Source organism: Kitasatospora sp. NPDC058063 (assembly GCF_042885395.1).
GTDB classification, from domain to species: domain Bacteria; phylum Actinomycetota; class Actinomycetes; order Streptomycetales; family Streptomycetaceae; genus Kitasatospora; species Kitasatospora lactacystinica.
This window is the reverse complement of sequence record NZ_JBHVSD010000016.1, coordinates 123090-149710: the sequence shown is the minus strand read 5'-3', so window position 1 is coordinate 149710 and position 26621 is coordinate 123090. Positions and strand designations below refer to the sequence as shown.

25 protein-coding genes and 4 pseudogenes are annotated in these 26621 nt (G+C 71.4%); 14 read left to right on the top strand and 15 right to left on the bottom strand.

Going from position 1 to position 26621, the window contains the following annotated elements:
• Nucleotides 1-37: 37 nt before the first annotated feature.
• From ACFVUY_RS26560 to ACFVUY_RS26535, 6 genes are all read right to left on the bottom strand, one after another.
• On the bottom strand, nt 38-880 hold the full coding sequence (locus tag ACFVUY_RS26560) for a hypothetical protein (protein ID WP_387733897.1): 843 nt from the start codon (nt 878-880) through the stop codon (nt 38-40).
• Between the two features lie 280 nt (nt 881-1160).
• Nucleotides 1161-2063, bottom strand: coding sequence for a S41 family peptidase (locus ACFVUY_RS26555; protein ID WP_387733895.1), 903 nt, complete (start codon nt 2061-2063; stop codon nt 1161-1163).
• Nucleotides 2064-2339: 276 nt separating this feature from the next.
• Entirely contained in the window at nt 2340-2837 is a 498-nt protein-coding gene (locus ACFVUY_RS26550; RefSeq protein WP_359904705.1) for a phosphoribosyltransferase, read from the bottom strand.
• A 163-nt stretch (nt 2838-3000) separates the two neighbouring features.
• A complete protein-coding gene (locus ACFVUY_RS26545) occupies nt 3001-5457 on the bottom strand; it encodes an FtsX-like permease family protein (protein WP_387733893.1) in 2457 nt (818 codons plus the stop codon).
• Nucleotides 5451-6239, bottom strand: a complete 789-nt coding sequence (locus tag ACFVUY_RS26540) for an ABC transporter ATP-binding protein (protein ID WP_387733892.1) — start codon at nt 6237-6239, stop codon at nt 5451-5453. The genes ACFVUY_RS26545 and ACFVUY_RS26540 overlap by 7 nt, the downstream gene beginning before the upstream one ends.
• Before the next feature lie 192 nt (nt 6240-6431).
• Entirely contained in the window at nt 6432-7364 is a 933-nt protein-coding gene (locus ACFVUY_RS26535; protein ID WP_387733890.1) for a LysR family transcriptional regulator, read from the bottom strand.
• 98 nt (nt 7365-7462) lie between these two features.
• Here ACFVUY_RS26535 and ACFVUY_RS26530 point away from each other — a divergent pair, with 98 nt between their 5' ends.
• Complete coding sequence (locus ACFVUY_RS26530) at nt 7463-7954, top strand: GNAT family N-acetyltransferase (RefSeq protein WP_387733887.1); 492 nt, start codon at nt 7463-7465, stop codon at nt 7952-7954.
• Nucleotides 7955-7998: 44 nt separating this feature from the next.
• The gene (locus ACFVUY_RS26525; protein WP_359904696.1) at nt 7999-8175 is read left to right on the top strand and encodes a hypothetical protein; all 177 of its coding nucleotides are present in this window, start codon (nt 7999-8001) and stop codon (nt 8173-8175) included.
• A gap of 313 nt (nt 8176-8488) precedes the next feature.
• Here ACFVUY_RS26525 and ACFVUY_RS26520 read toward each other — a convergent pair whose 3' ends face one another.
• A complete protein-coding gene (locus tag ACFVUY_RS26520) occupies nt 8489-8950 on the bottom strand; it encodes a spore-associated protein A (protein WP_387694662.1) in 462 nt (153 codons plus the stop codon).
• 607 nt (nt 8951-9557) lie between these two features.
• Between ACFVUY_RS26520 and ACFVUY_RS26515 the strand changes: the two are divergent.
• Nucleotides 9558-10430, top strand: a pseudogene (locus ACFVUY_RS26515) (IS5 family transposase).
• A gap of 119 nt (nt 10431-10549) precedes the next feature.
• Here ACFVUY_RS26515 and tpg read toward each other — a convergent pair.
• Entirely contained in the window at nt 10550-11032 is a 483-nt protein-coding gene (tpg, locus tag ACFVUY_RS26510) for a telomere-protecting terminal protein Tpg (RefSeq protein ID WP_387733885.1), read from the bottom strand.
• Between the two features lie 414 nt (nt 11033-11446).
• On the opposite strand from tpg, the gene ACFVUY_RS26505 reads away from it, so the two are divergent.
• The gene (locus ACFVUY_RS26505; RefSeq protein WP_387733883.1) at nt 11447-11992 is read left to right on the top strand and encodes an SMI1/KNR4 family protein; all 546 of its coding nucleotides are present in this window, start codon (nt 11447-11449) and stop codon (nt 11990-11992) included.
• 298 nt (nt 11993-12290) lie between these two features.
• Here ACFVUY_RS26505 and ACFVUY_RS26500 read toward each other — a convergent pair.
• The 3 genes and pseudogenes from ACFVUY_RS26500 to ACFVUY_RS26490 all read right to left on the bottom strand — a co-directional run.
• A pseudogene (locus tag ACFVUY_RS26500) lies at nt 12291-12494 on the bottom strand (helix-turn-helix domain-containing protein); the annotation flags it as partial.
• A 124-nt stretch (nt 12495-12618) separates the two neighbouring features.
• Nucleotides 12619-14031, bottom strand: coding sequence for a DJ-1/PfpI family protein (locus ACFVUY_RS26495; RefSeq protein ID WP_387733880.1), 1413 nt, complete (start codon nt 14029-14031; stop codon nt 12619-12621).
• Nucleotides 14032-14205: 174 nt separating this feature from the next.
• Nucleotides 14206-15186 (bottom strand): GlxA family transcriptional regulator, encoded by a 981-nt coding sequence (locus tag ACFVUY_RS26490; RefSeq protein WP_387733877.1) that lies wholly within the window; start codon nt 15184-15186, stop codon nt 14206-14208.
• A 200-nt stretch (nt 15187-15386) separates the two neighbouring features.
• On the opposite strand from ACFVUY_RS26490, the gene ACFVUY_RS26485 reads away from it, so the two are divergent.
• From ACFVUY_RS26485 to ACFVUY_RS26475, 3 genes and pseudogenes are all read left to right on the top strand, one after another.
• The gene (locus tag ACFVUY_RS26485; protein WP_387733875.1) at nt 15387-15791 is read left to right on the top strand and encodes a DUF6896 domain-containing protein; all 405 of its coding nucleotides are present in this window, start codon (nt 15387-15389) and stop codon (nt 15789-15791) included.
• Nucleotides 15792-15843: 52 nt separating this feature from the next.
• Nucleotides 15844-15938, top strand: a pseudogene (locus tag ACFVUY_RS26480) (IS5/IS1182 family transposase); the annotation flags it as partial.
• A 232-nt stretch (nt 15939-16170) separates the two neighbouring features.
• Nucleotides 16171-16371 carry a hypothetical protein gene (locus ACFVUY_RS26475; RefSeq protein ID WP_387692105.1) on the top strand — a complete coding sequence of 67 codons (201 nt, stop codon included), beginning with the start codon at nt 16171-16173 and terminating at the stop codon, nt 16369-16371.
• Between the two features lie 148 nt (nt 16372-16519).
• Here the strand turns inward: ACFVUY_RS26475 and ACFVUY_RS26470 are convergent, their stop codons facing one another.
• Nucleotides 16520-16705, bottom strand: a complete 186-nt coding sequence (locus ACFVUY_RS26470; protein WP_387734033.1) for a hypothetical protein — start codon at nt 16703-16705, stop codon at nt 16520-16522.
• Between the two features lie 44 nt (nt 16706-16749).
• Here ACFVUY_RS26470 and ACFVUY_RS26465 point away from each other — a divergent pair.
• A pseudogene (locus ACFVUY_RS26465) lies at nt 16750-16884 on the top strand (type II toxin-antitoxin system RelE/ParE family toxin); the annotation flags it as partial.
• 328 nt (nt 16885-17212) lie between these two features.
• Here the strand turns inward: ACFVUY_RS26465 and ACFVUY_RS26460 are convergent.
• Entirely contained in the window at nt 17213-17926 is a 714-nt protein-coding gene (locus tag ACFVUY_RS26460) for a hypothetical protein (protein WP_387733873.1), read from the bottom strand.
• An 865-nt stretch (nt 17927-18791) separates the two neighbouring features.
• Here ACFVUY_RS26460 and ACFVUY_RS26455 point away from each other — a divergent pair.
• Nucleotides 18792-19529, top strand: coding sequence for a hypothetical protein (locus ACFVUY_RS26455; RefSeq protein ID WP_387733871.1), 738 nt, complete (start codon nt 18792-18794; stop codon nt 19527-19529).
• On the opposite strand, the gene ACFVUY_RS26450 is transcribed toward ACFVUY_RS26455, so the two are convergent.
• Together ACFVUY_RS26450 and ACFVUY_RS26445 are read right to left on the bottom strand one after the other, a co-directional pair.
• Nucleotides 19526-20194, bottom strand: coding sequence for a response regulator (locus ACFVUY_RS26450; RefSeq protein WP_387734029.1), 669 nt, complete (start codon nt 20192-20194; stop codon nt 19526-19528). The two genes, ACFVUY_RS26455 and ACFVUY_RS26450, sit on opposite strands and share 4 nt — an antisense overlap.
• A 33-nt stretch (nt 20195-20227) precedes the next feature.
• Complete coding sequence (locus ACFVUY_RS26445; RefSeq protein WP_387733869.1) at nt 20228-21238, bottom strand: sensor histidine kinase; 1011 nt, start codon at nt 21236-21238, stop codon at nt 20228-20230.
• A 321-nt stretch (nt 21239-21559) separates the two neighbouring features.
• Here ACFVUY_RS26445 and ACFVUY_RS26440 point away from each other — a divergent pair, with 321 nt between their 5' ends.
• The 5 genes from ACFVUY_RS26440 to dacB all read left to right on the top strand — a co-directional run bounded on the left by ACFVUY_RS26440 (nt 21560) and on the right by dacB (nt 26318).
• Entirely contained in the window at nt 21560-22285 is a 726-nt protein-coding gene (locus ACFVUY_RS26440; RefSeq protein WP_387733867.1) for an ABC transporter ATP-binding protein, read from the top strand.
• Nucleotides 22282-23328, top strand: coding sequence for an FtsX-like permease family protein (locus ACFVUY_RS26435; protein WP_387733865.1), 1047 nt, complete (start codon nt 22282-22284; stop codon nt 23326-23328). The genes ACFVUY_RS26440 and ACFVUY_RS26435 overlap by 4 nt, the downstream gene beginning before the upstream one ends.
• Nucleotides 23210-23623, top strand: coding sequence for a hypothetical protein (locus ACFVUY_RS26430; RefSeq protein ID WP_387733863.1), 414 nt, complete (start codon nt 23210-23212; stop codon nt 23621-23623). The genes ACFVUY_RS26435 and ACFVUY_RS26430 overlap by 119 nt, the downstream gene beginning before the upstream one ends.
• Nucleotides 23624-23649: 26 nt before the next feature.
• Complete coding sequence (locus tag ACFVUY_RS26425) at nt 23650-24444, top strand: DUF4097 family beta strand repeat-containing protein (protein WP_387733861.1); 795 nt, start codon at nt 23650-23652, stop codon at nt 24442-24444.
• Nucleotides 24445-24671: 227 nt separating this feature from the next.
• Nucleotides 24672-26318: a D-alanyl-D-alanine carboxypeptidase/D-alanyl-D-alanine-endopeptidase gene (gene dacB, locus ACFVUY_RS26420; RefSeq protein ID WP_387733859.1), complete on the top strand. Its 1647-nt coding sequence runs from the start codon at nt 24672-24674 to the stop codon at nt 26316-26318.
• Nucleotides 26319-26621 lie beyond the last annotated feature (303 nt).

Genomic DNA, 26621 nt, shown 5'->3' with positions numbered 1-26621 from the left:
GTTCCTGTCGCGTCGGTGATCATGCGCGCTTCCCGCCTCAGTAGCCCCTGACGAGGAGCTTGGCTCTGGTCTGGGGCCATGTGGTCTCCACGTAGTGGTCCTCGGCGGCGCGCCAACGCCCGATCCACGCCTCGGGGTTCTCGCCACGTGCTCGCACCCGCTGCAGGCAGACACCTCGCGGGGTGTCGACGTAGGCGGTGAAGTGGTAGTAGTGGGCCAGCTCCGGGCGGGCGGAGTAGACCCCTTCGACGATCACCACGGTTCCGGAAGCGATCTCGCGCCAGGCCCCGAGTTGTCCGCTGGCCCAGTCGTAGCTCTGATAGCGGGCGGCCCGGTCGTCCCGCAGCGGGATCAGGACCTGGTCCCGGAGGCGTTCCCAGTCGAAGTAGCGGTGGTAGCCCTGCTCCGCGTCGAGCAGCTCCCGCTCGCGGGCGGGCATCGGACGGTAGAAGTCGTCGACATGGACGATGACGGCGCCGTCGAGGTGTCCGGCCACCGCGGCAGCCAACGTCGTCTTGCCTGATCCTCCGGTGCCGTCGATGGCGACGATCCTGGTGGTCCCTCGGGTCCGGGACAGCCCCAGGAGGCCGTCGGCCACGTCCTTCGCTCGCTCCGCCACGTCCACGAGTTGCTGATGCGTCCGCAGCTCGATGGTCCGCGCGGCACTCGACAGCACGATCTCCTGTGCTTCCCCGAGGCCGACTCCCAGCAGTTCCCGGGTGACGGCGATCGAGTCCATGACCCCGGCCCCGAGGTCCCGCAGCAGCCGCTGGACATGTTCCATGCCCTCGTCCTGCTCCAGCAACGGCTCGCACTGCTCGACCAGGTAGGCCAGTCGTGCGGCACGCTCTGGAGAAAGGCCCTGGATGTTTTCGAGCATGAGAACTCCTTGTGGGCGGCGTGCGGGGCGGGGACAAGCTACTTCCTGCGCGCCTCGGGTGACCACTTCTTTGCCGGCCGCCTCCGCCGACTGCCCGTACCCCGTGGGGCGGTCGTTCTAGGCCCTCTCTTTCGGATCACGTCGGACCAGTGGGCGTCGTTGGAGTGCGTGCATCGGCGGTGCGGAGGAGGGAGTCCATGCGGAGCATCGGCGACCGACGACAAGCCGGCGAGGTGCGTGCTCCGGCGGCGACCGCCTGGCGTGATCCGAAAGAGAGGGCCTAGGTGCGACGGCAGGACTCCTGCCGCCCGAGCCAGCCGGTCGCGGCGATGAGTGACGGATCCCCCTCCTTGCGGGTGTCCACGGCCTCGTCCGGCTCGATCGGCCCCGCGTGGATCCGGCCCGTGCGATCCGCCTCGGCGGCGCCCGTGAGCAGGACGACCGCACCGTCCGACAGCCGGTGCGCGGCGTTGCCGGTGGGCACCCCGTAGGTGCGCGCGCCGAAACTGCGGGTGTCCGGGCGGCCGATGAACGCGATGACGACGGCCTCGCCCGCGCTGCCCGTGCCCGGGCCGGTGAGGACGGCGACGGGCACGCCCCGCGCCGGGTCCCCGCCGGCCCCGGAGGGCTCCGCCTGCGGAGTCCCGTCCAGGAACGGCACGCCCCCGCGCACCGACCAGACGCTGCGGGTGCCGTCCGCCGTGACGAAGGCCCCCACCGGACCGTCCCCGAGCAGCGGAGCCGCCACTGCCAGCGGCGCCCACATCCCGCCGCCGCTCTCCCGGCGAAGGTCCACCACCCAGCCGCAGGCGGTCGCCCCGGCGACGGCGGCGCGGCCGCGGGCGACGTACTCGGCGTAGGTGCGCTCCGACCCGTTCACTGCCGGAAGGTTCAACCTGGCGATGCCGCCCGGAAGTTGTTCGACCGTCGGGGCGTCGACCGTCGCGGGGTCGGCATCCACGGCCGCCGCCTCACCGGGCGGGTAGAACCGGCTGTGGCCGTCCCCGAGCGCCGCCACCGCGCCGCCGACCGCCCCGTGGGTGTCGGCCGTCGTCCGCGCCCCGGCCGCCCGCGCGAACGCCTCGTTCCGCAGTTTCGGCCAGTCCACCGTCGCGGTGTTCAACGACTCCCGCTGCAACAGGTCCAGCGCCTCCGACAGGTAGCCGTGCGCCTGCGTCGACATGCCTCCGGATCCCCCGGAATCCCCCGAACCTCCTGAAGCGCACCCGGCGACCAGCGCCAACGCGCCCGCCACCACCCCGGCGATCCGCACCGCCCGCATCCGCACCGCCCTCATCCGCGCCCCTCTCCCGGTTCGTGCAGCCCCCCATTCCTACCCCACGAACCGGGCCGCGGCGGCGGCCGGGAGCCCTGCCCCCGACCGCCGCCGCCCGGGATCCGCTGTTGCTCCCGGCCGATCCCCGCCGGCGTCCCGGCCTGCGGCGCGTACCACCTCCGGTCAGGCGTCGAGCACCTGGCCGTCGCGCCTGACGACCGGTCCTTCCGTCGACCACGGGAACTCGATCCAGTCGTCGGTCCGCTTCCACACGTACTCGCACTTCACCAGGGAGTGCGACTTCTCGTAGATGACGGCGGACCGGACCTCGGCGACATGGTCGAGGCAGAAGTCGTGCACGAGCCGCAGTGTCTTGCCGGTGTCGGCGACATCGTCGGTGATCAGGACCTTCTTGTCAGTGAAGTCGATCGCGGCGGGAACGGGCGCCAACATGACGGGCATCTCCAGAGTGGTGCCCACGCCCGTGTAGAACTCGACGTTCACCAGGTGGATGTTCTTGCAGTCCAGCGCGTACGCCAGACCGCCCGCTACGAACACCCCGCCGCGGGCGATGCTCAGGACGAGGTCGGGTTCGTATCCGTCGTCGGCGATCGTCTGCGCGAGTTCGCGCACCGCCTGCCCGAAGGTCTGGTAATCCAAGGTCTCGCGCACATCAGTCACGGCGACCAGTGTCCCCGGCCGTCGGCCGGGCGGCGAGTACCGGCACGCTCAGGAGCGGAAGTGTGGTGTTTCACACCTCGGTCGCACACTCCGGGCCGGAAGCGGGCCGGGACCGGGCCGGACGGGCCGTGCCCCACTCCCGGGCGCCCCACTCCCGGATCCCCTACTCCCGGATGCCTGCGGCCTCGATCGCCCGCTGGCGGGTCGCACGCAAGGCCGCTCCCCACGCGGTGATCACGGTGACGAGGGCGCAGAGCGCGACGGTCCCCAGGACCTGCGTCCACGGGATCACCGTCGGCGCCGAGGTGACGAGTTCGCTCAGCGAAACGTGCTGGGTCACCGCGGCGAGCCCGGTCGCCACGGCCGCGAGCAGCGTGCCGACAACCACCGCCACGGCCGACTCGGCCACGGCCACCTTCGCGATCTGGCCGCGCACCGCGCCGGCCAGCCCGAGCAGGGCGAACTCCCGCTGCCGCCCGGCCATCGCCATGATCAGGGTGTTGGCGACGGCGATCAGCGCGTAGGCCAGCGCGATCCCCAGGATGATCACCGCGGCGTTGTCCGTCTGCTCGGCGGCGCGTGCACGCTGGGCCTCCAGGTAGGCGTCATGGGTCATGACGTGCGCGCCGGAGCCGGCCAGCGTCTGGTTCACCGCCGCCGTCTGCTGTTCGTCGAGCGGCCGGCCCGGGCCCGTCCGGGAGTCGAGGTAGGCCCGGTTCGGCGTCACCGCGCCGGTCAGCGACGCGGACAGGTAGGTGTCGTCGCCGTTCAGGCCGCGTGCGACGACCGCCGCGACGACGGTCGTCACCCGCGCGCCGGTCGGCAGCAGCGTGACCACCTGGTCCCCCACCGAGAGACCGTCGGACCGGGCCGCGTGCTCGTCGATGACCAGGAAGTTCTCGGGCAGCGAGGCGAGGGAGCCGGAGAGCACGGACGGCGTGACGGTCGTGCCCAGCGCGGACGCGGGCACGGCGTTCGTGCTCAGCGAGTCGATCTGGTCGCCCTTCGCGGTGCCGATCCGGATGTTCATCGAGGTGACCGGGGTGGCCCGGACCCCGGGCACGGCCGCCAGCTTCTCCAGCGTCCGCGCGTCTATCCCCGGGCCGCCGGGCACCACCACGCCGGCCGCGTGGATCTCCTGCTGCTGGCGGGCGAGCACCACCGCGTCACCGGACTTCTGCACCGTCAGCAGGGTGGCGACCAGTCCGACGGCCACCACGACCGGCGCCACCGTGGCGGCCGTACGCCGCCGGGAGGTGAGGATGTTCTCGCGCACCAGCAGCGGGCCGGCCTTGGCCGAGCCGCGCAGCGGGCCGATCAGCGCCCGGGTGACCGGCCGCAGCAGGATCGGCGCCAGCAGGGTGACCGCGCCGACGTACAGGACCGGAACCGCCTCGTACTTGCGGGCGCCGGCCGCCAGGTACGGTTCGCTCCGGGCGATGACGATCCCGAAGGCGACCGCGCCGATCAGCATCCCGATCCCGAGCAGCCAGCGGATCGGCGTCATCCCGCGGCGCTCCACCGCGCTCTCGCGCAGCACCTCGATCGGCCGGATCAGCGAGACCCGGACCAGGGTAGCGGCCGAGCCGGCCAGCGCCGCGGCCACGCCGATGACGAAGGAGACCAGCAGCGGCAGGGGGTTGAAGGGGATCGTGAACCAGGACGGGGCCACGTCGTGGTCGAGCATCCAGGAGCGCAGCGGCACGGTGCACAGCGGGGCGAGGGCGCAACCGACGACCGCCGCCGCCAGGCCGATCAGCAGCGCCTCACCGAGCACCATGCGCCGCACCTGCCGGGGCGCGGCGCCCACCAGCCGCATCAGCGCCAGTTCACGGCGGCGCTGCTCGGTGGCGAAGGCGAAGGTCGCGATGACGACGAACACCGCGACGAACACCGCCAGTCCGGTCGTACTGCCCGCCATCGCCTGGGCGTTGGCCAGCGACTGGGCGCCGCCGGTGGGGTCGGCGTCGAGCCGGGTCAGGTCGTCGCCACCGAGGACCACGGCCCGGCCGCCCACGAGGGCGGACAGCTGCTGCGCGTTCTGGTCGGTGACCAGGGCGTTGACGCCGGGCGACAGGCGCTGGGCCTCGGCATCGCTGAAGAAGACGGCGCTCTCGAACCAGAGCGCGTCGGTGACCCCGACCACCCGGTAGCGGCCGGCACTGTCGGAAGTGTCGGCCTGGACCTGGCGCCCAATCAGCGACTGGTCTCCGCCGCCGGCGACGATCTCGTCCGGGGCCTGCGGCGCGCGCCCGGCCAGCAGGTGGTAGCCCGCGAAGGCGGCCGAGGACCAGGGATGGCCGGTCGTCCCCCCGGAGCCGGGGTTCAGCCGTACCGGGAAGCTTCGGTCGGGTGTGGCCTTGCCCGAGGCGGTCACCTTCGTCACGACCTCGGCCGGCAACACCGCCGGGGCCTTCATCGCGCGCCCCTCGAAGCCCTGCGGCGCGACCACGACCCGGGCTTCCTTGAACCGCTGCGGCCCCGGGTGCGGCGTGCCGAAGGTGGCCGCCAGGGTCAGCGTCATCGTGCCGATCATCGTCGTGCCGAGCGCGAGGGCGAGGAAGGCGCCCACGAAGACCGTCAAGCGGTGGCGCAGGGTGGCTGCGGCGAGCCTCAGCACGGGTTCGCCCCGCTCCCGCCGGGCTCCAGCGCCGCCATCCGCAGCGCCACGGTCTCGGCCGTCGTCTCGAACAGCTCGCCGGTCACCCTGCCATCGGCGAGGAAGACCACCCGCTGCGCGTAGGAGGCCGCCACCGGGTCGTGCGTGACCATGATGACCGTCTGCCCGTGCTCCTCGACGACGCCGCGCAGCAGCGCCAGGACATCCCGCGCGGTACGCGAGTCCAGGGCGCCGGTCGGCTCGTCCGCGAAGATCACCTCGGGCCTGGTCACCAGTGCACGCGCGATGGCGACCCGCTGCTGCTGACCGCCCGACAGCTCGGCGGGCCGGTGCCCGCCGCGCTCGGCCAGGCCGACCTCGGCCAGCCCCCGGTCGACCGCCACCGGGTCGATCTCCCGACCGGCCAACCGCAGGGGAAGCTCGATGTTCTGACGAGCCGTCAGCGAAGGGATCAGGTTGAAGGACTGGAAGATGAAGCCCATGTGCTCGCGGCGCAGCTCGGTCAGGGCGCGCTCGGAGAGCTCGTGCAACGGCGCGCCGTCGAGCAGGACCTGGCCCGCGTCGACCCGGTCGAGGCCCGCCGCGCACTGCAGCAGCGTCGACTTGCCCGAACCCGAAGGGCCCATGATGGCGGTGAAGGTGCCCGCCTCGAAGCCGACGTCCACCCCGTCGAGCGCCCGCACCCGGTTGTCGCCGCGGCCGTACGCCTTGTGTACGGCGGTCAGGCAGACGGTGTCGCCCGCCCGCCCCGCGCCGACGAAGGCCGGGCTCGAAGCCCGCACCGGTAGAGCCTTGTTCCGGAACACTCGCTCGCCTTTTCCATCGGGGCATCGGTCGGGGCATCGGTCACCCGCCGCACCGACGCTAGGACCGTTCGCGGTGTCCACACCTCCGGACTGCCCCTGATCTCGCCCCTGAGGAACCCCCGAGGAACCCCCGACCCCGAGCAGGTGGCGACCGAAGGGCTCGACCGCTCAACGGGCCGACGCGGCACCGTCGTTCGACCGTTCGCCCCGGCCCGCCACCACGGATTCGGACACCGCGGTGAAGGCCCGCACGAGGGGACGGTCGTCTCCCCTGCGGGTGGCCAGGAGGACCCGGCTCACGGCGGGCGGCCCGTCGAGTTCGAGGCGCCGTGCGCCCGCGGGGAGCAGCGTGGTGACGCTGTGGGGGGCGATGGTGACGCCGAGGCCGGCGGCGACGAGCATGATGATGGTGTGCCAGTTGGAGCACTCCTGGGCGACCCGGACGTCGTTGCCGGTGTCCCGGATCGGCTGGGTGTTCACGTCGAAGGCGTGGGCCCCCGCCGAGCGCGGGAACAGGATCAGGGGGTCGGCGGCCAGCGCCGCCGCGTTCACCCGGCCGTTCCCGGCGGCGGGGTGGTCGGTGGGGACGACCGCGACGAGACGTTCCGTCGTCAGAAGCGCGAGGTCGATGTCGTCGCGTTCCTCGGCGTCCCGGACGATCCCGATGTCGGCGGTGCCGCGTTCCAGGGCCGTCAGGACGTCGACGGTGAAGCCGTCGTGCAGCCTGACCTGGACGTCCGGGCGGCGGCGGGAGAAGACGCGGAGGCGTTCGCTGACGATCGCGGTGGCGGAGGTGATGAAGGCGATGTCCAGCCGCCCGGCCTCGCCACGGCCGACGCGGCCGGCCTCGTCGAGGTCGGCGGCCAGCCGGCCCAGCAGGTCCCCGGCGCGCGGCCGGAACGTCGCTCCCGCGTCCGTGAGGCGGACGCTCCGGGAGGTCCGCCGGAACAGTTCGACGCCGACGATCTTCTCCAGCTGCCTGATCTGCTGGGACAGGGCCGGCTGGGCGATGTGCAGCCGCTGGGCGGCGCGGCCGAAGTGCAGTTCCTCGGCCAGCGCCAGGAAGTACCGCAGATGGCGGAGCTCGATTCGCTGATCCATATCTCCAGCCTATGGATGGCGGCCGATGTGTGTATTGGACACCTGGGTGGGCGGAGCCGGAGGCTGACATGGTGTCGTTCAGGGAAGGGAACCGCCACATGCCGTACGCCTCCGCCCCGACCGTGGTCTCCTCGATCGCGTCGCCGAGCGACGCCGACGCGTTCCGCGCGCTGAACGAGGAGTGGATCTCGCGGCTGTTCACCCTGGAGGAGGAGGACCGGGCCGTACTCGGGGACCCGTTCGGCCGCATCGTGGGACCGGGCGGCGACGTGCTCCTGGCCCGCGAGCCGGAAAGCGGCACGGTGCTGGGGTGCGTGGCACTGCTGGCCTACCCGGACGCCGTGTTCGAGCTGGCGAAGATGGCCGTGACCCCCACCGCGCGGGGACGCGGCATCGGCCGCCGGCTCGTGGCCGCGGCGATCGACCGGGCCCAAGCGCTCGGCGGCGCCCGGCTGTTCCTCGGCACCAACAGCACACTGGCCGCCGCCGTCCACCTCTACGAGGACGCCGGATTCGTCAGAATCACCCGCGACCGCCTCCCGGTGGCCGACTACTACGCCCGCGCCGACATCCTCATGGAACTGGCCTGAGGCACCGACGGTGCGGGCGGAGAACACGAACGGAGGAGGTCGGCATGGACGGTGGTCACCACGGTGGTGACGGCAACGACTCGTGGCTCAGCAGTGTCGTCGGCGGCGGCGACGGGCCCTTCGGCGGCGGCGGCAACGGCGGCGGGCCGCTGGGGACCCTTCTGGTGATCCTCCTGGTCTTCGGCGTGCCGATCCTGGTGGTGCTCCTGCTGGCCGACTGACGGGCGGCGGGCGGGCGGCGGTGGCGGGCGGCCAGGCGGCCCGGACACCTGCCCCGGCCACCGCACGGAGCACGGAGCACCCGGATCAACGTCCCGGCCAGGCAGGTCCCGCGCATGCAGGCGGTCGCCGACCTGGGCGCCCCGGAGGTCGAGTTCAGCGCCTCCCGGTCGGGTCGCCTCGACGAGGCCGGCCGGATCGAACACGGCTACCCGCAGGACCTGGGGCCCAACCGCGACCCGAGGGGGGTGCGGCCGCTGCCGCCCGCCGTCCTGGTCGTCGCACCGGGACGGCGGGCGGCTTCGCAAACGGGGGTCAGGCCCCGCAGTTGGTGTGCCGCCGGAGTACTTCCAGGTCGTTGAACACGCCGCCCCAGGTGACACACGCGCCCTTCGCGTATATGTAGACGGGCCCGGCGTACTTCGTGTAGTTCCCGGAGTCGGTGACCCGGGAACCGGGGGTGTCGTCACGTTCTATGTACACCGTGATGGACCGCGTCGTGGTCTGGTTGTCCTTTATCCCGACGACGCAATTCTTGCCGGTGGCGGCCGAGTAGGTCAGGTAGACCGTCACCTCCTCGGTCGGCGACTGGATGCCGAACCAGCTCTTGACGTTGTACCCGCTCCCACATGCGCCATTGTAGGCGACGGTGGCGGCGCTGGCAGTGCCGGGGACCGCCACGACGGTGGCCGCGGAGATCGCCAGCAGGCCGGCGGCCGTGGCCATTCGGCGCCCCGGTCGGGTGATTCGGATTGATCGCATCCTTTTGATGTTCATTTCCCCCTCTTTTCCGACTTCTTACGGTGAGGCTAGCGCGGCACGCCAGGCTCCAGAAGAGGAACATTCGGCCACGTTCGACCGTGACCATGAAATCGATACCGGGAAATCGGAGGATCGGAATTCAGTTCGGCACATCTCGCCCGGCCGACGGCACCGCCGACGGCCGGGGCCGGCCCTGCGGTGCGCGGGGTCCGGAGCGCGGAGTGCGGCGCGGGCGCGGATCTCCTGGTGCTGGTGGTGCTCACGCCTTCCGGGCCTTCCGCGACTTGCGCGGTTTGCCCCACCTCCCGTACGGCCGGTTCCGGCTCCGTGCCGGCATCGTCGAGTCGAACCCGGCCTTGCTGGTCACTGTTCGCGGTTCGGATACGAGCGTGGTCGCGGCCGATCGCCACGGAACGTCCGAGGCCCGGCCGACCAGGGGCACGGTCTCGTCGCAGTGCGGAGCGAACTGCGCAACAGTGATGGCGGGCATCAGGTGGTTCGGGTGAAGGGCAACCAGGTCCTGTCCTGCGAATCGTCAACCGGCGCGTCGGCTGTCGCCGGTGCGGCCAGCAGGGCCGTGCCGACACGACGACGGCGACCGCGGTGCGCGTACGGCGGACGAATCGAACGGACAGGGGGCCTTCCCTCTCCCTGCTTCGGACCGACATGGCCCGAGCATCGCCGCCCGGTCAGCGGAGTGCTCTGGCGGCTGCGGACCGGGGCTCCGTGGCGTGATCTCCCGGAGCGGTACTGTCCGTGGCAGACCGTCTATGAGAGGTTCGCCCGCTGGGAGGTGGACGGCACCTGGGCCAAGCTGCTGGAGCATGTTCAGGTTCGCGATGACGCGGTGGGGCGGGTGAAGTGGACCGTCGCGGTCGACTCCACGGTCAACCGGGCCCACCAGCACGCCGCGGGCGCCCGCAAAAAGGGGATACAGACGGGGACGAACTGGAAGATCCGGGCCGCTCGCAGGCGCGCCAGGCCCTCGGCCGGTCCCGGGGAGGGCTGACCACGAAGGTCCACCTCGCCGTCGACGGCCGGGGCCTGCCGCTGTCGATCGTGCTCACCCCGGGAAACGTCAACGACGCCACCGCATTCGCCGACGTCCTCGACGGCATCCGCGTCCCGCGCGCCGTCACGGGCCGCCCACGCACGACACCGGATCGCGTGCTGGGCGACAAGGCCTATTCCAGCAGGGCGATCCGCCACCTGCTGCGGCGCCGGGGCGTCGCAGCCACGATCCCCGAACGCCGCGACCAGGTCGCCAACCGCCAGCGCCGAGGGCGCCCCGGCGGCCGGCCACCCGCCTTCGACAAGGCCGTCTACCGTGACCGCAACGTGGTCGAACGATGCTTCGCCCGCCTCAAGCAGTTCCGCTCCATCGCGACCAGGTTCGACAAGCTCGCCGACCGCTACCGCGCCGGAGTCGTCCTGGCCTCCCTGATCCTCTGGCTCCGCGAACCAGCCAGATGATCATTTGTCAGACAGGCCCTAGCGCGTCACGGCTCACGCGCGGCGCAGACGTGAGCGCCGGCCCCGCCAACTCCAGCGCTCACTCGCCAACTGAAGCGCTCAGTCACATTTCGGCGACACGGGGCCGCCGGCGGGGTAGTCCTACAGCTCGACGTCCATCCACGCGACGTCGTTGAGCTCGACGTCGAGGCCGCGGGCGCGGTGCTCGTTGTCCTTGAAGTAGTGCTCGCGCAGGCCTTCGGCGAGGATCCGCTCCTGCTCGGCCTGGCTGGCTCCGGCGTCCCGGGCCTCGTAGAGCCGCTGGGCGACGGCGTCGGGCATCTTCTGCGTGATCATGCGCTCGCGCGGGTCGTCGGTCGAGCCGCCGGCCGCCGAGTAGCCGAAGGTCGCCTGGATGTGCAGCATGAAGCCGTTCTTCTCGGCGTCGCGGCGCACCCGCTGCTTGACCCGCGGCTGCCAGCCGGCGCGGACCTTCTGCTCGATGGCTTTCGCTGCGGCTGGCTTCGGGGCGCCCTGGCCCTTGAGCCAGCGCTGCACGGTGCGCTGGGAGACGCCGAGGTCCTGGGCGAGCTTCCTGGTGGAGGGGCATCGGTCCTTCCAGCCGCCCCTGGCCGGGGCTGGCATCGTGTCATGGCGGCCGTGTCGGCAGCGGCCCGCCCGGCAGGTGCCGACGGGCCGTGCCTGGAGCAAGAGGGTCCTTGGCGCCCTTGAGCAGGAAGCGCAATGTGGGGGAGATCGACGAGGGCCTGGAGCGCGCGGAGCGCACCAAGCCGATCCCACAGTCCGTCCCGGCCCGGTGACGACGCCTCGGCGCCAGCAAACCCCAGGAAGGCTGTTCAGCCGCACGACCGGTCAAGATCATGTGGCAAACGCTCAAGATCGTTTGGCACAGGACAGGGAACTCACCCAGCGCCCCTTCGAGACCGCCGTGGTGTACGCCGCGCACGGCGACGGCATCTTCCGGTTAGGGCGGCACTGGGCAGGACGCCGGGCTACGGTGACTGATCGAACCCTGCCACCCACGGAGGAGATGCCGCCATGGTCCACCCGACCATCACCCGCCTCTCGGTTCTGCTGGGGGAGCCGAGCACCTCGGGCGACACCGTCGACTGGGAGGAGCTGGCCCGGACCACGGGCCTGCACCTACCCGCTGACTACCGTGACTTCGTCGCGCTCTACGGCGGCGGCGAGCTGGACGAATACCTCGGCGTCAGCACGCCGCCGGTGGACGGCTCCCCGTACGGCGACCTCGTCGACGGGCTGGACTTCGACCCCAGAGAGGAGCCGGCGGCCCTCACCGGCACCGCGCCGGAGAACCTGGAGGAGGGGAGGCTTCTCCCTTTCGCGAGCAGCGTCAATAGCGACGTGGCCTTCTGGCTCTGCGACACCCGGGACCCGGACCGCTGGGACGTCGTCGTCTTCAAGCGCCAGCCCCTCTACGGGGAGGAACGCTGGGTCCGCTTCGCAGCGGGCTTCGGCGACTTCCTGGTCGGCACCCTCGACGGCACGCTGCCGAACCCCTTCAGCGACAGCGGCTTCGCCAGGCCCCCGCATGCCTACCGCAACTGGCGGCAGCCACTGTGACCCGCACGGCGTTCACGCGAGGCTGCCGGCGGCCTGGCCCCCTGGCTCGGCTGTCGAGCTTCTGCCTGCGCACGCCGCTGCGGCCAGGGGTCTGAGCGGGGCTATTGGTTGTCAACGGCCATCTCGCTCGCCCCACTGGCTGCCTCGGGTCCGCTCAGCGGCGGGGGTGGTGGTGGATCTGCCGCCGCGGCGGAGGAAGTCGTTGATGGCGGTGTAGGTGAGTGGCGTGTCGTGGTCATCCACCATCCGCGCCCAGCTGTGCGCGGTCGACCGGCCGGCCCCGGCCAGGGCTCGGATGCGGCGTCTGCCGCAGCAACTCGCGGACCGCCGGCTCCACGGCGTCCACCGCCGAGCCCTTCAACGGACGCTGGTAGACCGGTGGCCGGTCCGAGGCCAGGGCCCGCGCCACGGTGCCCCGGGAGATCCCCAGCTGTCGGGCTACCGCCCGCGCCGACAACCACTCGGCCCGATGCAGCCGACGGATCTCAGCCCAGTCCTCCACCCCGATCACCTCTTCCCTCCTGACTCCCGTACCAGTGAAGTCAGGATGATCAAGAGATCACGCAGTGACCCGCTTTTGATCCGCCGTCCGTGGCCCTCGTTTCACCCGTTGCCGACACTGGGGACTACGCCGCCGGACGCCGTGGGAGGCGCCGCCGTCGCATCGCCCGGCGTGTCGCCGTCGGTGCCAGCCCCACTCCCACGCTCAGGACGACCGTCGCTGCGGCCAGCAGGGTGGACCGCCAGGGCCAGGGCGCGCCCGTCAGTTCCAGATGGGCCGAGGGGTACTCGGAGAACTTCGCGGTGGCCAGCGCCGTACGGCGGTCGCTGTGCTCGGCGAGGTCCCGCAGGACGGGATCGAAGCCGAACTCCCCGGACCGCCGTCCCCCGCCGGGCAGTTCGGCGGTGAGCCCGTTGCGGCGGGCCCAGCCGCTCAGCACGGTGCCGAGGCCGGAGGCGTCCCTGACGCCGGGCACCACGAAGCGGTCCGCGCCGTGGGCGTCCCCCGTCGCCGGCCGGGTGACGAGGACCAGACCGTGGCGGGTGGTGACGGTGTCGCCGGCGCCGATCACTACCGTCCGGGTGGCGAAGGAGACTCCGCCGTACCCTTCGACGGCCGCGGCCGCGTCGATCTCCTCGACCCCGTCGACCAGGCCGATGGCCGTGGTGGGTCGCAGCCACGGGAACGCGGCGTTGAGGGCGTACGGCAGGTCGCCGAGGGTGAGGTGGTTGGCCGGTATCGCGGTCGGTCCGTCCGGAGTCCAGCCGGGGTAGGACAGCCCGGTGCCGATACGGGTCGCTTCCGTCTCGCCCGCCAGCTCCTCGACCACCCGCAGGGCGCCCACGGTGCCGGAGGTGACGCCCGCGGTGGTGGTCACCCGCCCGTCCTCGACGTAGCGCTGCCCGCGCTTCCAGTTGACCTTCGGATAACTGCGTTCCAGGGAGCCGATGTTGGACCAGAACGACGTGGCGTCGCGGCCGTCGAGCAGACCGGAGGCGGCCAGCAGCTCGGAGCCCGCGCACACCCCGAGGATCCGGGCGCCCTTGCGGTGGCGTTCGACGATCCACCGGCGCAGGCCCTCCTCGCCCGCGCCGGTGGGGTCGGTCACCGCGGGCACGACCACCACGTCGGGTTCCGGCAGGGTGCCGTCCGCCACCTCGGCCAGCGTGTGGTCGGGCAGCAAGTGGGCGCCGCCGGACAGCGGGCTGACACGGCGTTCGGCGGCCACCGTGTAGACGAACATCTCCCGCGACTCGGCGAACACCTGGTAGGGCGCGAGTACGTCGGTGGCCACCGAGCCCGCGCTGCCGACCGCGACCGCCACCGTGATCCGGCCGGGTGGCACCGGCCGGGCGGCCGGCCACGCCCTGGCACCGGTTCCGCGGGGGGCGGCGGCGAAGCTGTCGGCCATCGACGCGCTCACCCCCGCGAAGGCGATCCCCGCGAAGGACGCCGCAGACAGCGCCGTGGCCAGCAGTACCCAGCCGATACGGCGCAGGGCCCGGTGCCCCTTGCGCGCCTCGGAACCAGAACCCACCTCGGAACTCACTTCGGACAACACATACCTCGACAATCCGGGCACCGATCGGCAGCGTGGTGCCGCCGGCCCTCGTGGAAACGACTTCATGGAAACGGGGAAACCCGTGGAAACGCGAAAGCGGAAGAGGCCGGGGGAGGGAGGGCGACGGCCCTCACGCAGGGGCCGGGTCCGTCAGGCGGTCGGCCGCAGCGGTGCGCGCAGCCGCGAGGGAGGGGCTCCGAAGGCGTCGGCGATCACCCGGCGCAGCTGCCGCGCGTCGCGGAAGCCGCAGCGGGCCGCGACCGCCTCCACCGTCAGATCGGTACCGGACAGCAGGGAGCGGGCCCGCTCCAGCCGCAGTTGCCGCTGATAGGCGAACGGGGTGATGCCGGTGACCGCGGTGAAGGCCCGCGTCAGACCGCGCGGGGACAGCCCGGCGAGGCCGGCGAGTTCCCGCAGGGTGAAGGCGGCGTCCAGGTGCTGGGCCAGGTGGTCCTGCACCCGGTGCACCGCGGGCTGGACGTGGTCGCGGTGCCGCAGGAACGGACTGATCTGCGTCGCGTCCCCGTCCCGCCGCAGGTACAGCACCAGTTCGCGGGCGACCCGCGCGGCCAGTTCCGGGCCGCGGTCCCGCTCGACCAGGGACAGCGCGAGGTCGATCCCCGACGAGATCCCCGCACTGGTGCTGATCCGCCCGTCGTGCACGTAGAGCGCGGCCTCGCGGACCCGGGCCCGCGGGTACCGCTCGCGCATCGCCGAGGTGAGCGACCAGTGGGTCGTGCACGCCCTGCCGTCCAGCAGTCCCGCTTCCCCCAGGACGGCGGCACCGCTGCACACCGACGCCACCCGGGCACCCGCGTCGTGGGCCTCGCGGACCCAGCGCACCACGGCGGGCTCGACCAGCCGGTCGGATCCGGTCAACCGGGGCCCTGGTACGAGCACCAGATCGCCGGCCGTCGGCCGGGTCGTCGGCAGCGGTGCCAGACCGGCCAGCCGCAGGCCCTGGGCGGACCGCAGACCGTCTGCCTCGCCGACGTACTCCAGCCGGTAGCCGCCGCCGAAATGCGCCGCGGCGTCGAACACCTGCACAGGACCACCGAGGTCCAGCAGGTTCACCTCGGGCAGCACCAGGACCAGGACTCGCCCGGTGCACCCGTTCGTCTCGTCGCTCACCCCGCCACGGTAGGCCGGCCCGGGTCGCCCGCACGAGGTCTCCCGGGGGCTGGTATCGGACGGATTCGGCACTCGGAGGCACCGGCGCGACCCCAGATGCGATTGCAGTATTAACTGATCGTTTCAGAATGCTGTCCTGCGGAGATGCTGGCGGCCCATGGAACAATCCCCTCAGCCACGATCTCAGGGGGTGACGCCGTATGGAACGGGTTGGGGCTGCACGGGACCTCGTGCTTGGTTACGTCCACGCCCTGAACGCGATTGGCGGGGCCATGAGGGCGGCGATTCCATCGCTTGAGCGGCTCGCAGATGTCCTGGGCCTGGTCCGTTCACGCCGGATCATCAGCCGGAGTGGGCACATCGGCACCTTCTCCTACACGGTTCATGGGGCAGGGTGCCGCTTCGTGCACGACGACGGCGCTGAGGTCGATGTGGACTTCGCAGCAGACGGGAGCGAGGTTGTCGACCTCTGGCGGCTGCGCCGGTATGGGCTGAGCTTGCCAGAGCCTCTTGACGTCACGGATGAGGACCTGCGGGCCGCAGTGCGGTCGCTGCATCCGCTTCTGATCGAGGTGCGGCCGGGGTGGTTCAGCGTAGCCAGCTGATCACTTCAGGACGAGGTTCGCAGGCGGCGCAGGCATATGAGGCTGCAGGCCCGGACTGGGCAAGGTGCGCTGGGTAGTCGAGCAACCGCCTGGCTGCACCAGTTCAAACGGCTCCGCACCCGCTACGAGCGACGCGCCGATCTCCACCCAGTTGATAGAGAAGTAGACGTGCCTCCCGGACGCCGAAGGCCATCCACGGGTGGCTTTCGCGCGAGGCCCGGCCGCTCGACGACAAGCTGCGGGCAGGACCGTTTGCGCCCGCCGGATTCCCCCGAACCGGCCCCGGCCGGCGATCGGCTCTGGCATGCTCACCCGAATGCAGTAGGCTCCGGGTCACCGGGGCCTCACACAGAGTCAAATTCCGGGTCGGGGTGGGGCAGTGCAGTACACGATCAGCGCGACGGCGTTCCTCGCGATCATCATCTTTCTCCGGCTCCGGCGCCGTACCGAGGCCCGTAGCCGCGCCGACGAGGCGCTCACCGTCTTCACCGCCGTCACTTTCGGTGTCCTGATCGCAGCCACCTCCTGGGGCCGCGCCATCCTCCAGCTCGTCGGCGTCGCCGTCGAAGCCACCCACTGACCCCGCCTCCGGCCGGCGGACGGCGGGCCCCGCTCGAGCACCGGGGACAGCCACTCCAGCATCCGGTCGGCGATCCCCGGGGCACCGGCTCGCAGAACCCCTCCACCGGCAGTTCGACACACTTACGTTCGCGCTGCTGGCGGCGTGCTCATCGGCGTCCGGGGTCAGGGTGTCCTCGATCGCGGGGCTGGTGGGTGTTCTCGGACTCGCGCAGCCAGTTGTAGTCCTGGCGCAGGCCGGCCTCCCACCCGGCGGCGGCCTCACCGAACAGGCCGGCGAGGAAGTCCAGCTCGTCGGTGCGCTCGCGGACGGCGGCAACGAAGGTGTCGTCCACCCGGGTCACGACCTCCTGGTTGTGGCGCTCCTGCTCGCCGACTCCCCCGCCCGCCGGGCACCGCGGAGTACGGCTCGCCCGACCTGCGGCGGATGCACGTCGGCCTCTACCGCGTCATGTACGAGATCACCGAGGCCGCCGTCACCATCGTTGTGATCCACCTCGGCCGCACCGGCTGACCGACCGCGCAGGCCCAGGCCGGGCCCGTCGAATCCCCGACGGGCCCGGCCTTCGCCGTCGCGGAGAAGAACCGTCGGCAGCGGATGGAGAACCCTCCGTTCCGGACACCTCGTCGCCGAGGTGCGCGCCCTCCTGCAGGCCTGCGACCGCTCGGCAAGGCGAGCGCAGGGACGGTCCTGGAGTTCGGGGCCCAGGGGTAGCGGGCGTCACCGGTGACATCCAAGGGGGTGGCGTCACCGGTGACGCCACCCCCTTGGATGTCAGCCGGGTGTCGGTGGTTGGTGTGGGGAGCCCGGCTGGGGCTGGTCTGGTGTGCGGCTCAGGTGTTCAGGTGGGGCGCTGGTCGATGATGATGCGGAGTCGGGGCCGGTCGGGTTCGGGGGTTTCGGTGGTAGCGGTGACCGGCTGGGTTTTGCGGACCTCGTGGGCGATGGCGGTGTAATAGGCCAGGGCCAGGGCGCGGTCTTCGATACGGGCCAGGTCGCTGCCGGCGAGCCAGTAGGCGCTGTAGAGGGCCTTGATGACGGCCATGAGGCTGGGGCCGGGCAGCAGGACGACGACCATGTCGGTCTTCTCCTGGGTGATGCCGGCGGGGAACTGGAAGTGCGGGCTGGCGGCCGCGGCGCGGGAGCCGATGAACTGCCAGGCGTGGGGGTGGCAGACCAGTTCGGCGGAGCCCACGCACGCCGCGCTGGTCAGGGTGTGGAAGAGGTCGGCCTCCAGGCGGCTTGTGCCGATCAGGGTGTCCGGCGCGGGCGCCGTGGTGGAGGCCGGGCGGGCGGTGGTGGCCTCGGTGGCGGGCAGCAGGTCGCCGACGGCCGCGGTGAGTTCGGCGACCATGCCGGCCTCGGACGTGGGGCCGACCGGCTCGTTGCTCGGCTCGTCGGCGGTCTGGTCGGGCACAGTGGTCTCCTTCATGGGCAACGTCGGCTGGGCGGTGCGGTCGGTGGAGGTCGGCTGGCCGGCCGCAGTGACGGCCTGCCCGTCGGTGGCGGTCGCGGCCGGCTCCTGGCCGCTCCAGGCACTGTCGCGTCCGGGCAACGGGCCAGGGCCGGCGGGAACGGCGGGTGTACTGCTCCCGTGGAAGAACGGCGGCGGATCCGGGTCCCGGCCGGGGTCGGCGGCCTGCTGCGCCGACCGCCCGGCGCGGGCGTCGTCCAGTTGCCGGCGTAGGTCCCGAATCTCCTGGCGGGCCTCGAGCAGCTCCTTGCGGTCGCGGCCCACAGCGCGGCGCAGCTCGTCGCGGACGTCCTGCAGCTCCCCGGTGACGGTGGCTGTGAGCTCGGTGCGCAGTGCGGTGTGGTCGGCGCGCAGGGCCGCGTTGTCGGTGCGCAGCTCCTTGAGGCCTTCGCGCAGGATCTGCCGACTTCGGTCCGTAGGAGCTCGACCTGCCGGGTGGTGCCCATCATCTGCCTCCCCCTTTTCGATGTGGCACGGCGCTGACCGTGCCGGGTCAAGAGTGGCGGCCGGCCGACGGGGTGGTGGGTGCTCGGGCGAAGGTGACCCGATCCAAGGCATCACTGTCCGGAACCAGATCGTCACACTGTTCGACGGGCGTGACGGAGCGCCATGGTTTTGCGGGTGATCGTTTAGAACTCCCTGGTCAGCGCGGTGGCGGTGAACCGCAGTTTGCGAGGGCGGAGCACGAGACCTTGCGAGGGCCCGCCTCCCCGCACACCGGGGAGGCGGGCCCTCTTTGCATGCCCCGGACCAAGGAGGGGCCGATGCCGGTGCAGGTCCGGGCGCAGATCAACCAGTCGAGAGTTCGCCCGAGGTCGGCCCGGCCGGATGGATGCCTCGGCCGTGCATGCGGTCGAACCATGTCGGATCGATTGCCGGATGGAGTACGGTGGCGCGCAGGCGGCGCCTGGTGAACCGTTGGCCGGCGTTGGGTTGGGGGGGCAACGTGTCGTTCACTGTGGCAGCTTCTGCGGTGCTCCTCGTGCTGGCCTGGTTGTGCCTGGGCGGATTACGGGGCCTCAGGCGCCTTCTGGGTCGGCCCTGGCGGGCCTACCGTTCCTGGAACCATCGCCGCTACCTTGCCGGCCTTCCCGCTCCTTCGGTTGTTCCGGAGCATGTGCCCGCACGGGCACGTGAGCTGTTCTCCGTCATCTGCGCACGCACCGGTCCCCAGCGGCACGTTTTTCTCGGGGACTACTTCGCCGCCCGCGGCTGGAACGAGGCGGACGTTCGCCTGGTCACACGCGAGCTGCTCAACCGGGGGCTGGTGATCGGTCACCCGAGCTCCCGTCAGTACTACGCGCCCACGCCCCTGGGCGCCGACTTGTACGGAAGGGACCTCATGAGCGACCCGCAAGGCATCAACATCCACGCCACCCACGGTTCTACGGTCTTCGGGGTCAACGTCCACAGTGAAGGCGCGACCGTCCAGGTGGGCGCCGGAAACCACGCGGCCCCCCGACCGTTCGACTTTCCCACCCTGGTGGCAGCGCTCCGTGAGGACGCGGCCACTGCCCAGGAAATCGAGGCGCTCGCCGCCCGCGGCCACGCGGACGACCTCGAGGAGGCCGTCGCGACCAACGACCCGGCGCGTATCGACCGGGTGATCGGCCGTGTCAACGCCTTGCTCGTCGCAGCCACCTCCGCCTTCGCCATGACGCGAGGACTCCTGCCGCCGCTCTAGTTGTATTCGAACCAGGTCAGGATGGCCTTCACCCGGCGGTTGTCCTCGCCGGAGGGCATGCCGAGTTTCAGGAAGACGTTCCCCACGTGTTTGGCCACGGCAGCGCCCGAGAGGAACAGCTCTGCCGCGATCTCCGCGTTGGAGCGGCCTTCGGCCATGAGAGCGAGCACCTCCTGTTCGCGGGCCGTGAGCCGGGCGAGCGGGCCCCGCGGCGGGTCGGCGCGGGTGACGTGGCGGACCACCTCGGGGTCGATCACCACTCCGCCGCCGGAGACCGTCTCGACGGCCCGCAGGAAGTCCGCCACTCTGCCCACCTTCTCCTTGAGCAGGTAGCCGACGGCCCCGTCGGCGCCCGGGCCGTTCAGGAGTTCGCGAACGTACGGGCCCGTGACGTAGGCGGAGAGGACCAGTACCGGCAGGTCCTGGTGCCGCGACCGAATGTCGATCGCGGCCCGGAGTCCGTCGTCGGTGTTCCCGGGCGGCATGCGGACATCCGTGATCACCAGGTCGGGGGCGGCTCCGGCGGCGATGAGGTCGTCGACGGCGGCGACCAGTTCGTCGGCGTCCTCGCATTCACGGATCACGTCGTGGGCACTGGAAACCAGGATCTCCCGGATTCCGGCGCGTATCAGCAGACTGTCGTCCGCCAGGATGATTCTCACAATCGATTTCCCATCGCTTTTCCCTGTCGAATTCCGTCACCACGGGGGGTGGGCCGGGGCGGATGCCACGACCTCCGTTCCGCCGCCCGGCGGGCTGATGATTTCGAGGTTCCCACCGACGCTTCGCATCCGCTCACGCAGCCCGGAGAGCCCGGATCCGGTGCTGATCCGCGCGCCGCCGGCGCCGTCGTCGCCCACCCGGACGCGGACGCCGCTCTCGGTGCACCGCATCTCGATCCGTGCGTTCCCGACGCCCGCGTGCTTGGCGATGTTCGTCAGGGCCTCGGAGACCGTGAAGTACACGGCCGTGGCGATCGGCGAGGAGAGCCAGGCGTCCGTACCGGTGCTGGTCAGTTCGACCCGCAACGGTGATCTGGCCACCAGTTCCCGGACGGCGGCGACGAGACCGAGATCGCTCAGTTCGCTGGGGTGGATGTCGCGCACCGTCTCCCTCAGCCGTTCGAGCGCGCGCTCCGCCTGGGCCTGGGCCTGGCCGGCCAGCTGGACGATCCGTTCCTGGTCGGTGGCCGTCGCTGCGGCTTCCAGGATTCCCAGGCGCATGACGAGGGCGACGAGTTCCTGCTGGGCGCCGTCGTGCAGGTCACGCTCGATGCGCCGGCGCTCGTTCTCGAAGGCCGCCGTCAGCGAGGCCCGGCTGGCGCGGAGTTCGTCCAGTTTCGCGAGCAGGTCGGGGTTCCGGCTCCCCGAGAAGGCCCGCAGGAGCAGGTCGCGGAGCAGGGAGATGCCGGCCAGCGCGCCCACGGTGACCGCGCCGAGGGCGATTCCGGCGGGCACCGCCACGAGGGTTTCCCACAGGGCGGCCGGGGTGAACGGGCCGACTTTCGCGGCGATGCCGAAACCCCAGAAGACGGGGGAGAAAACCAGCGCCAGAGCGCCGACGAATCCGAAGAAGCCCACCAACAGCGAGAGCGCGGACAGGAGCGCGGCGGTGACGAACACGGGGAGGTCGGTCTTCCACACCGACCGTGCCCGCAGCCGACCGGCCACCCATTGCGGCCAGCTGCGGTCTGCGGGTCGCAGCGGCATCGTCCGGACTCCGCACCACTGCGCCCTGGAGCGGTCCAGTTCGGCCACCACCGGAACCGAGACCGGCGCAGCGAGAACGGAAATCAGGAGAATCGGAAAGGCGGCCGCTGCGACGAATTCGGTCAGCAGCCTCCGGGCAACACGAATCTGCGCCATGATCAACATTTTCGCACAGTTCGGATCGGTCGGGCGGTAGATCCAAGTCTACCGCCAAGAGCAGAGCAGGCACCCGTGCACTCCACTGCCCGGCCTTGCTTTCCTTGAGTCATGGCATTTTCCACTACCTCTCCCGTGCCGTGCATTCGTTTGCGCGGCCTTCGGATGGAATTCCCCATTCCCGGCCGCCGGGGCGAGACGGCGCGCGTCCTGAACGACATCGATCTGGAGATTCCCGAAGGCCGGCTGACCGCCGTCGTCGGCCCCTCCGGTTCGGGCAAGTCGACGCTCCTGCTCTGCACGGCCGGGCTGGAGCGGGCGACCGCGGGGTCCGTCGAGATCCTCGGGACGGACGTCCGCTCGCTCAGCCCCCGCAAGCAGGCCGCGTTCCGCAGCGAGAACATCGGCTTCGTCTTCCAGGAGTACAACCTCGTCAGCTCGTTGACGGTCGAGGACAACATCGCCCTGCCGGCGCGGCTCGCCGGCCGCCGGGTGCCCAGGGCGCGGGTCGAGGACGCCATGGCGCGGCTCGGCATCGCCAAGCACGCGCGGCGACGCCCCGACCGCCTCTCCGGCGGCGAGCGCCAGCGCGTCGCGGTGGCCCGGGTGGTGGCGAACCAGCCGCGGATCGTCTTCGCCGACGAGCCGACGGGTGCGCTCGACCTCAAGTCGGGTCATGTGGTGCTCGACTGGCTGCAGGCGCTTCCCGCGCAGGGGAGCACGGTGCTCATGGTCACCCACGACCCCCATGCGGCCGCGCGGGCCGATCAGGTCGTGGTGATGGGGTCCGGGCGGGTGCACGCCGTCATCCCCGGTGGCGACTCCCGCGCGGTGGGCGACGCCGTCCTCGCGGCGCAGTCGGCGGACGAGGCCGGCGGGGAGGAGTCGTGATCCGGCTCGTGCTGTCGGACATCCGCCTGCAGGCGTCGATGTGGTGGTGGACGCTCCTGTGCGCCACGGTCGGCGCGGCGTGCTCGGCGGGCTCGGCCATCGCGATGTTCACCGCCGTCTCGGCGGCGCGGGCGGCGGGTAACGCGCGGATGGTCTCCGCGTCGATCGCCCTCGGCGGCAACATCGTCTTCTTCACCGTGCTCGCCGCCGTGGGCATCGTCGCCTCCGCGGTCGGTCTGACGCTGACGACCCAGCGGCGCGAGCACGCCCTGTGGGTGATCCTCGGGATTCCGCGCCACCGGGTCAGGACCATCCTGCGGACGGAGCTGGTGGTGCTGGGCGCGATGGCCGGCGCGCTGGCCGCACCGCTCGCCCTGCTGGTCGCGGGTGTCACCCTCGCGCAGTGGAAGGGGACGGGTCTCGAACTGCACGGGGCCTCGGTCGGGTTCCGGTTCTGGTACGTCGGCGTGAGTGTGCTGTTCGGACTGGTTCCGTGCCTGCTCGGGGGCTGGGGCGTCACCCGGCGGGCCGCCAGGACGCCGGAGATGCGCGCCTTCCGGGACTTCTCCGATCCCCCGGCGCGGCCGGGCGTGGCCCGCGGTGGCCTCGCCGTGTGCCTGCTCGCCGGTGTGGTCGGGATGTGGGTCCCCGGCCTGGGCCTCGAACTCAAGGGCGGGCTCGCCCAGCGGACGGCCTTCGCGTTCGCCGGGAACCTCTTCCTCGTCTGCCTGCTGCTGCTGATGGGGCCGTGGGTGCTCACCCCGCTGATGAAGCTCTGGACTGCGCTGGTGCCCTCGCGCGGCGTCGCCTGGCACCTTGCCGTGCAGTCGTGCCGGGCCCGCGCGACGAGGAGCGTCACCACGGTGCTGCCCTTTCGCGCTCTCCCTGTCGTTCGTCGGCCTCTTCATGGTGATGGGGGAGGTCATGCCCGGAGGCAGCGCCGGGCTGGACAACATCCTGGTCGTGCTGGGCTGGGTCTTCGCCGTGTCCTGGGTCGGGGGCCTCGCCGTGATCGCCCTCGTCGGACGGGAGCGCGCCCGTGACTCCGCCGTCGTGACGGTGGCCGGTGCGCGGCCGGGCGTGGTCACCCGGTCGATGGTCTACGAGGGGGCGATCTACGCGGGGACGGCGATCGTCTTCGGCGCGCTGTTCGTCGCCGTGTCGAGTCTCACCATCGCCCTGGGAGCCCGGACCGACGTCGTCCGGGTCCTGGCGGGCCTCCCCTGGGCCACGCTCGGGGCGCTCGCCGCCGGGACGTTGGTCACCACCTGCCTCGCGCTGGTCCTGCAGGCGGCCCGGGTGTCGCGCACGGTCGCGGTCCGGGCACTGCGCTCGTGAACCGAGGTGCGGGAATCCACACCACCATGTTCGTTGACGAAGGAAGAAATTCGATGGAACCGACCACGCGCACGCTTCTCGCCCTCGGCGGAGCCGTGCTCCTCGGCCTCGCCGCCACGGCGTGCACCCCGGACGGCGCATCGGCCGACGCGACCGTGGAATCGAGGTCCTTCGACTTCGCCGGTCGCAGCCTGACCGTCAAGTCCGGTTCCGCCGACCTCGCGCTGGTGGCCGCCGACGTCGAGGGCGTTCAGGTGGAACGACGGGTCAGCGGCAGGAAGGTCGGCGGGGAGGTGGGGTCCGGCTGGCAGCTCGAAGGGGGCACGCTCACAATCTCGCTGGACTGCACGGGGATCTCGGTGAACTGCGGCGCGAAGTACACCGTGAAGGTGCCGCGCGCCGTCGCCGTCACCGCCGAGAGCGGCAAGGGTCGCATCGAGGCCACCGGCTTCACCGCGGACTTCTCGGCCAGGACCGCCGGCGGCGACGTCCGGTTGTCGGACCTCCACGGAGCCGAGCTGGCCCTGGAAGGCGGCGACGGAAGCATCGAGGGCGACGGGATCTCCGCCCGGTCCGTCAGCGTCACGTCGCGGAACGGCAACGTCGACCTGGGCCTGGCCGACGTGCCCGACTCGGTCGACGTGCAGAGCAGGGACGGCGACGTCGTGCTGGGCCTGCCGGAATCGACGTACGCGGTCCGCACGGCCGCGAAGAAGGGCGACGTCACCGTGAACGTCGCGAAGGACGACGCGAGCGGCCATTCCGTGGCCGTCCGGACCCGCAACGGCAGCATCGCCATCGGCAAGGGCGGGAAGTCCTAGGCCCTCTCTTTCGGATCACGCCAGGCGGTCGCCGCCGGAGCACGCACCTCGCCGGCTTGTCGTCGGTCGCCGATGCTCCGCATGGACTCCCTCCTCCGCACCGCCGATGCACGCACTCCAACGACGCCCACCGGTCCGACGTGATCCGAAAGAGAGGGCCTAGCCGCTGCGCGGCAACCAGGCCGGAAGCGTTTGATCGAGCACGAAAGTCGAACAGGAAAGAACGAATGTCGAGCAACTCCCTCTCCGGAATCAGGACACCTCGGGTACGGCGGCGCGCAGCCCTGGCGCTCGCCGCTTCGATGACGGCTGCCGTGGCGATGACGGCGTGTTCCCACAACTCCACGGACAACTCGGCCTCTCCGGCGCCGGGTGCCGCACGGGTAAGCGCCGACCTGCAGAAGCTCATGAGTACCGCGCCGTGGTCGTCGGGCCAGTGGGGCCTGCAGGTCGCCGATCTGCAGACGGGGAAGGTCGTCCAATCCGAGGGCGCCGATTCCCAGTTCATGACCGGTTCGACGGCCAAGACCTTCGCGGTCAGTGCTGCGCTCGATGTCCTGGGCGACGACCATCGCTTCCGTACGCCCGTGGTGCATTCGGGTACGGTCGGCGCGGACGGACGGCTCTCCGGCGATCTCATCCTGGTCGGGAGCGGCGATCTGGCACTCGGTGGGCGGACCACCGCGGCAGGCGGACTGGACGTCCCCGACTTCGACCACTATGACGCCAACGCCGTACCCGGCATGGCGACCATCACCGAAGAGGATCCGCTGGCGGGTGTCAACGAACTGGCTCGACAGGTTGCGGCCAGTGGAGTCCGCCATGTCGACGGCGACGTGGTGATCGACAACCGGCTCTGGGACCCGGTGTCGATCGGCGGGGTTCCGGTCACTCCGACCGTCGTCAACGACAACCTGATCGACGTGCTCATCACGCCGGGCGCACCCGGCGCACCGGCCAAGGTCGACTGGCGCCCGAAGACGGCCGCCTTCGGCGTCGACGCGCAGGTGACCACCACGCCCGCCGGAAGCAAGCCGGCGGTGACGACCGAAAGCGTGAGTCCCGGTCACATTCGGGTGCAAGGTTCCGTGCCCGCGGACGCGAAGGCTCTCTTCGTGACGACCTACCAGGTTCCCGACCCGGCGGCGTTCGCCCGCACCGTCCTCATCGAGGCACTCGCCAGGAACGGCGTCAGCGTATCCGCCCCCTCGCTGGGAGCGAACCCCGACAACAGGCTTCCTCCGTCGGCGGAAGTGAGCTCGCTGCCCGTCTCGGCGACCTACTCTTCTCCGCCCTTCAAGGAGTACGCAAAGCTGATCAACAAGGTCAGCCACAATCTCGGGGCGAACCTTCTGCCGCCGCTGATGGCAGCACACAACGGGCAACGAACCTACGCGGACGGCATGAAGATCGAGAAGGAGTTCCTCGCCCGCTCAGGTGTGGATCCGAGTTCGGTGAGCCTCGTCGATGCCCAGGGCCTCCCCGGCGACAAGGCGACGCCGACTGCCCAGGTGGCGCTACTGCGGCACCTGGCAGGACAGGACGACTTCGACGTCTTCTACGACTCCATGCCGAGCATGGGCGTCGACGGTTCGCTTGCCGACGTCATCGAGCGCACCGATCCCGCCGCAGGACACATCCGCGCGAAGACCGGCACCCTGGTCAGTTCCTACCAGGACAAACTGGCTCTCGGCACGAAGGCACTCGCAGGCTATGTCGATGCGAAGGACGGCCACCGCTACGCCTTCGCGATCTACGTGAACAACATTCCGGTGCCCAGTGACTCCGTGAGCGATGCCATCGACCTCGCGCTCAAGGCCAACAAGCAACTGGGAGCGATGGCCGCCACCATCTACAAGTCGCCCAAGGCGTGATGGGCAGCCCGAGCAGGTGATCGATTCAGCGGCCGGAGACGGACGCTGAAAGCCGGCCGCTTCCATGCCACGCGACTCGAATCAGGATCGGATGTGGGCCTCGACCGCGCATGACGGTCCGCCGTCGCAGGCGAATCCGAGGGATCGCCGCAACATGTGGCCAGTTGGTCGGGCCGCGAGCAGTGCAGCCGGGGGGGGGGGGGGGGGGGGGCCCCCCCCCCCCCCCCCCGGGGGGGGGGGGGGGGGGGGGGGGGGCCGCCGCCGCCCCGACCGGGGGGGGGGGGGGCGAGAGCGCGGGGCGCC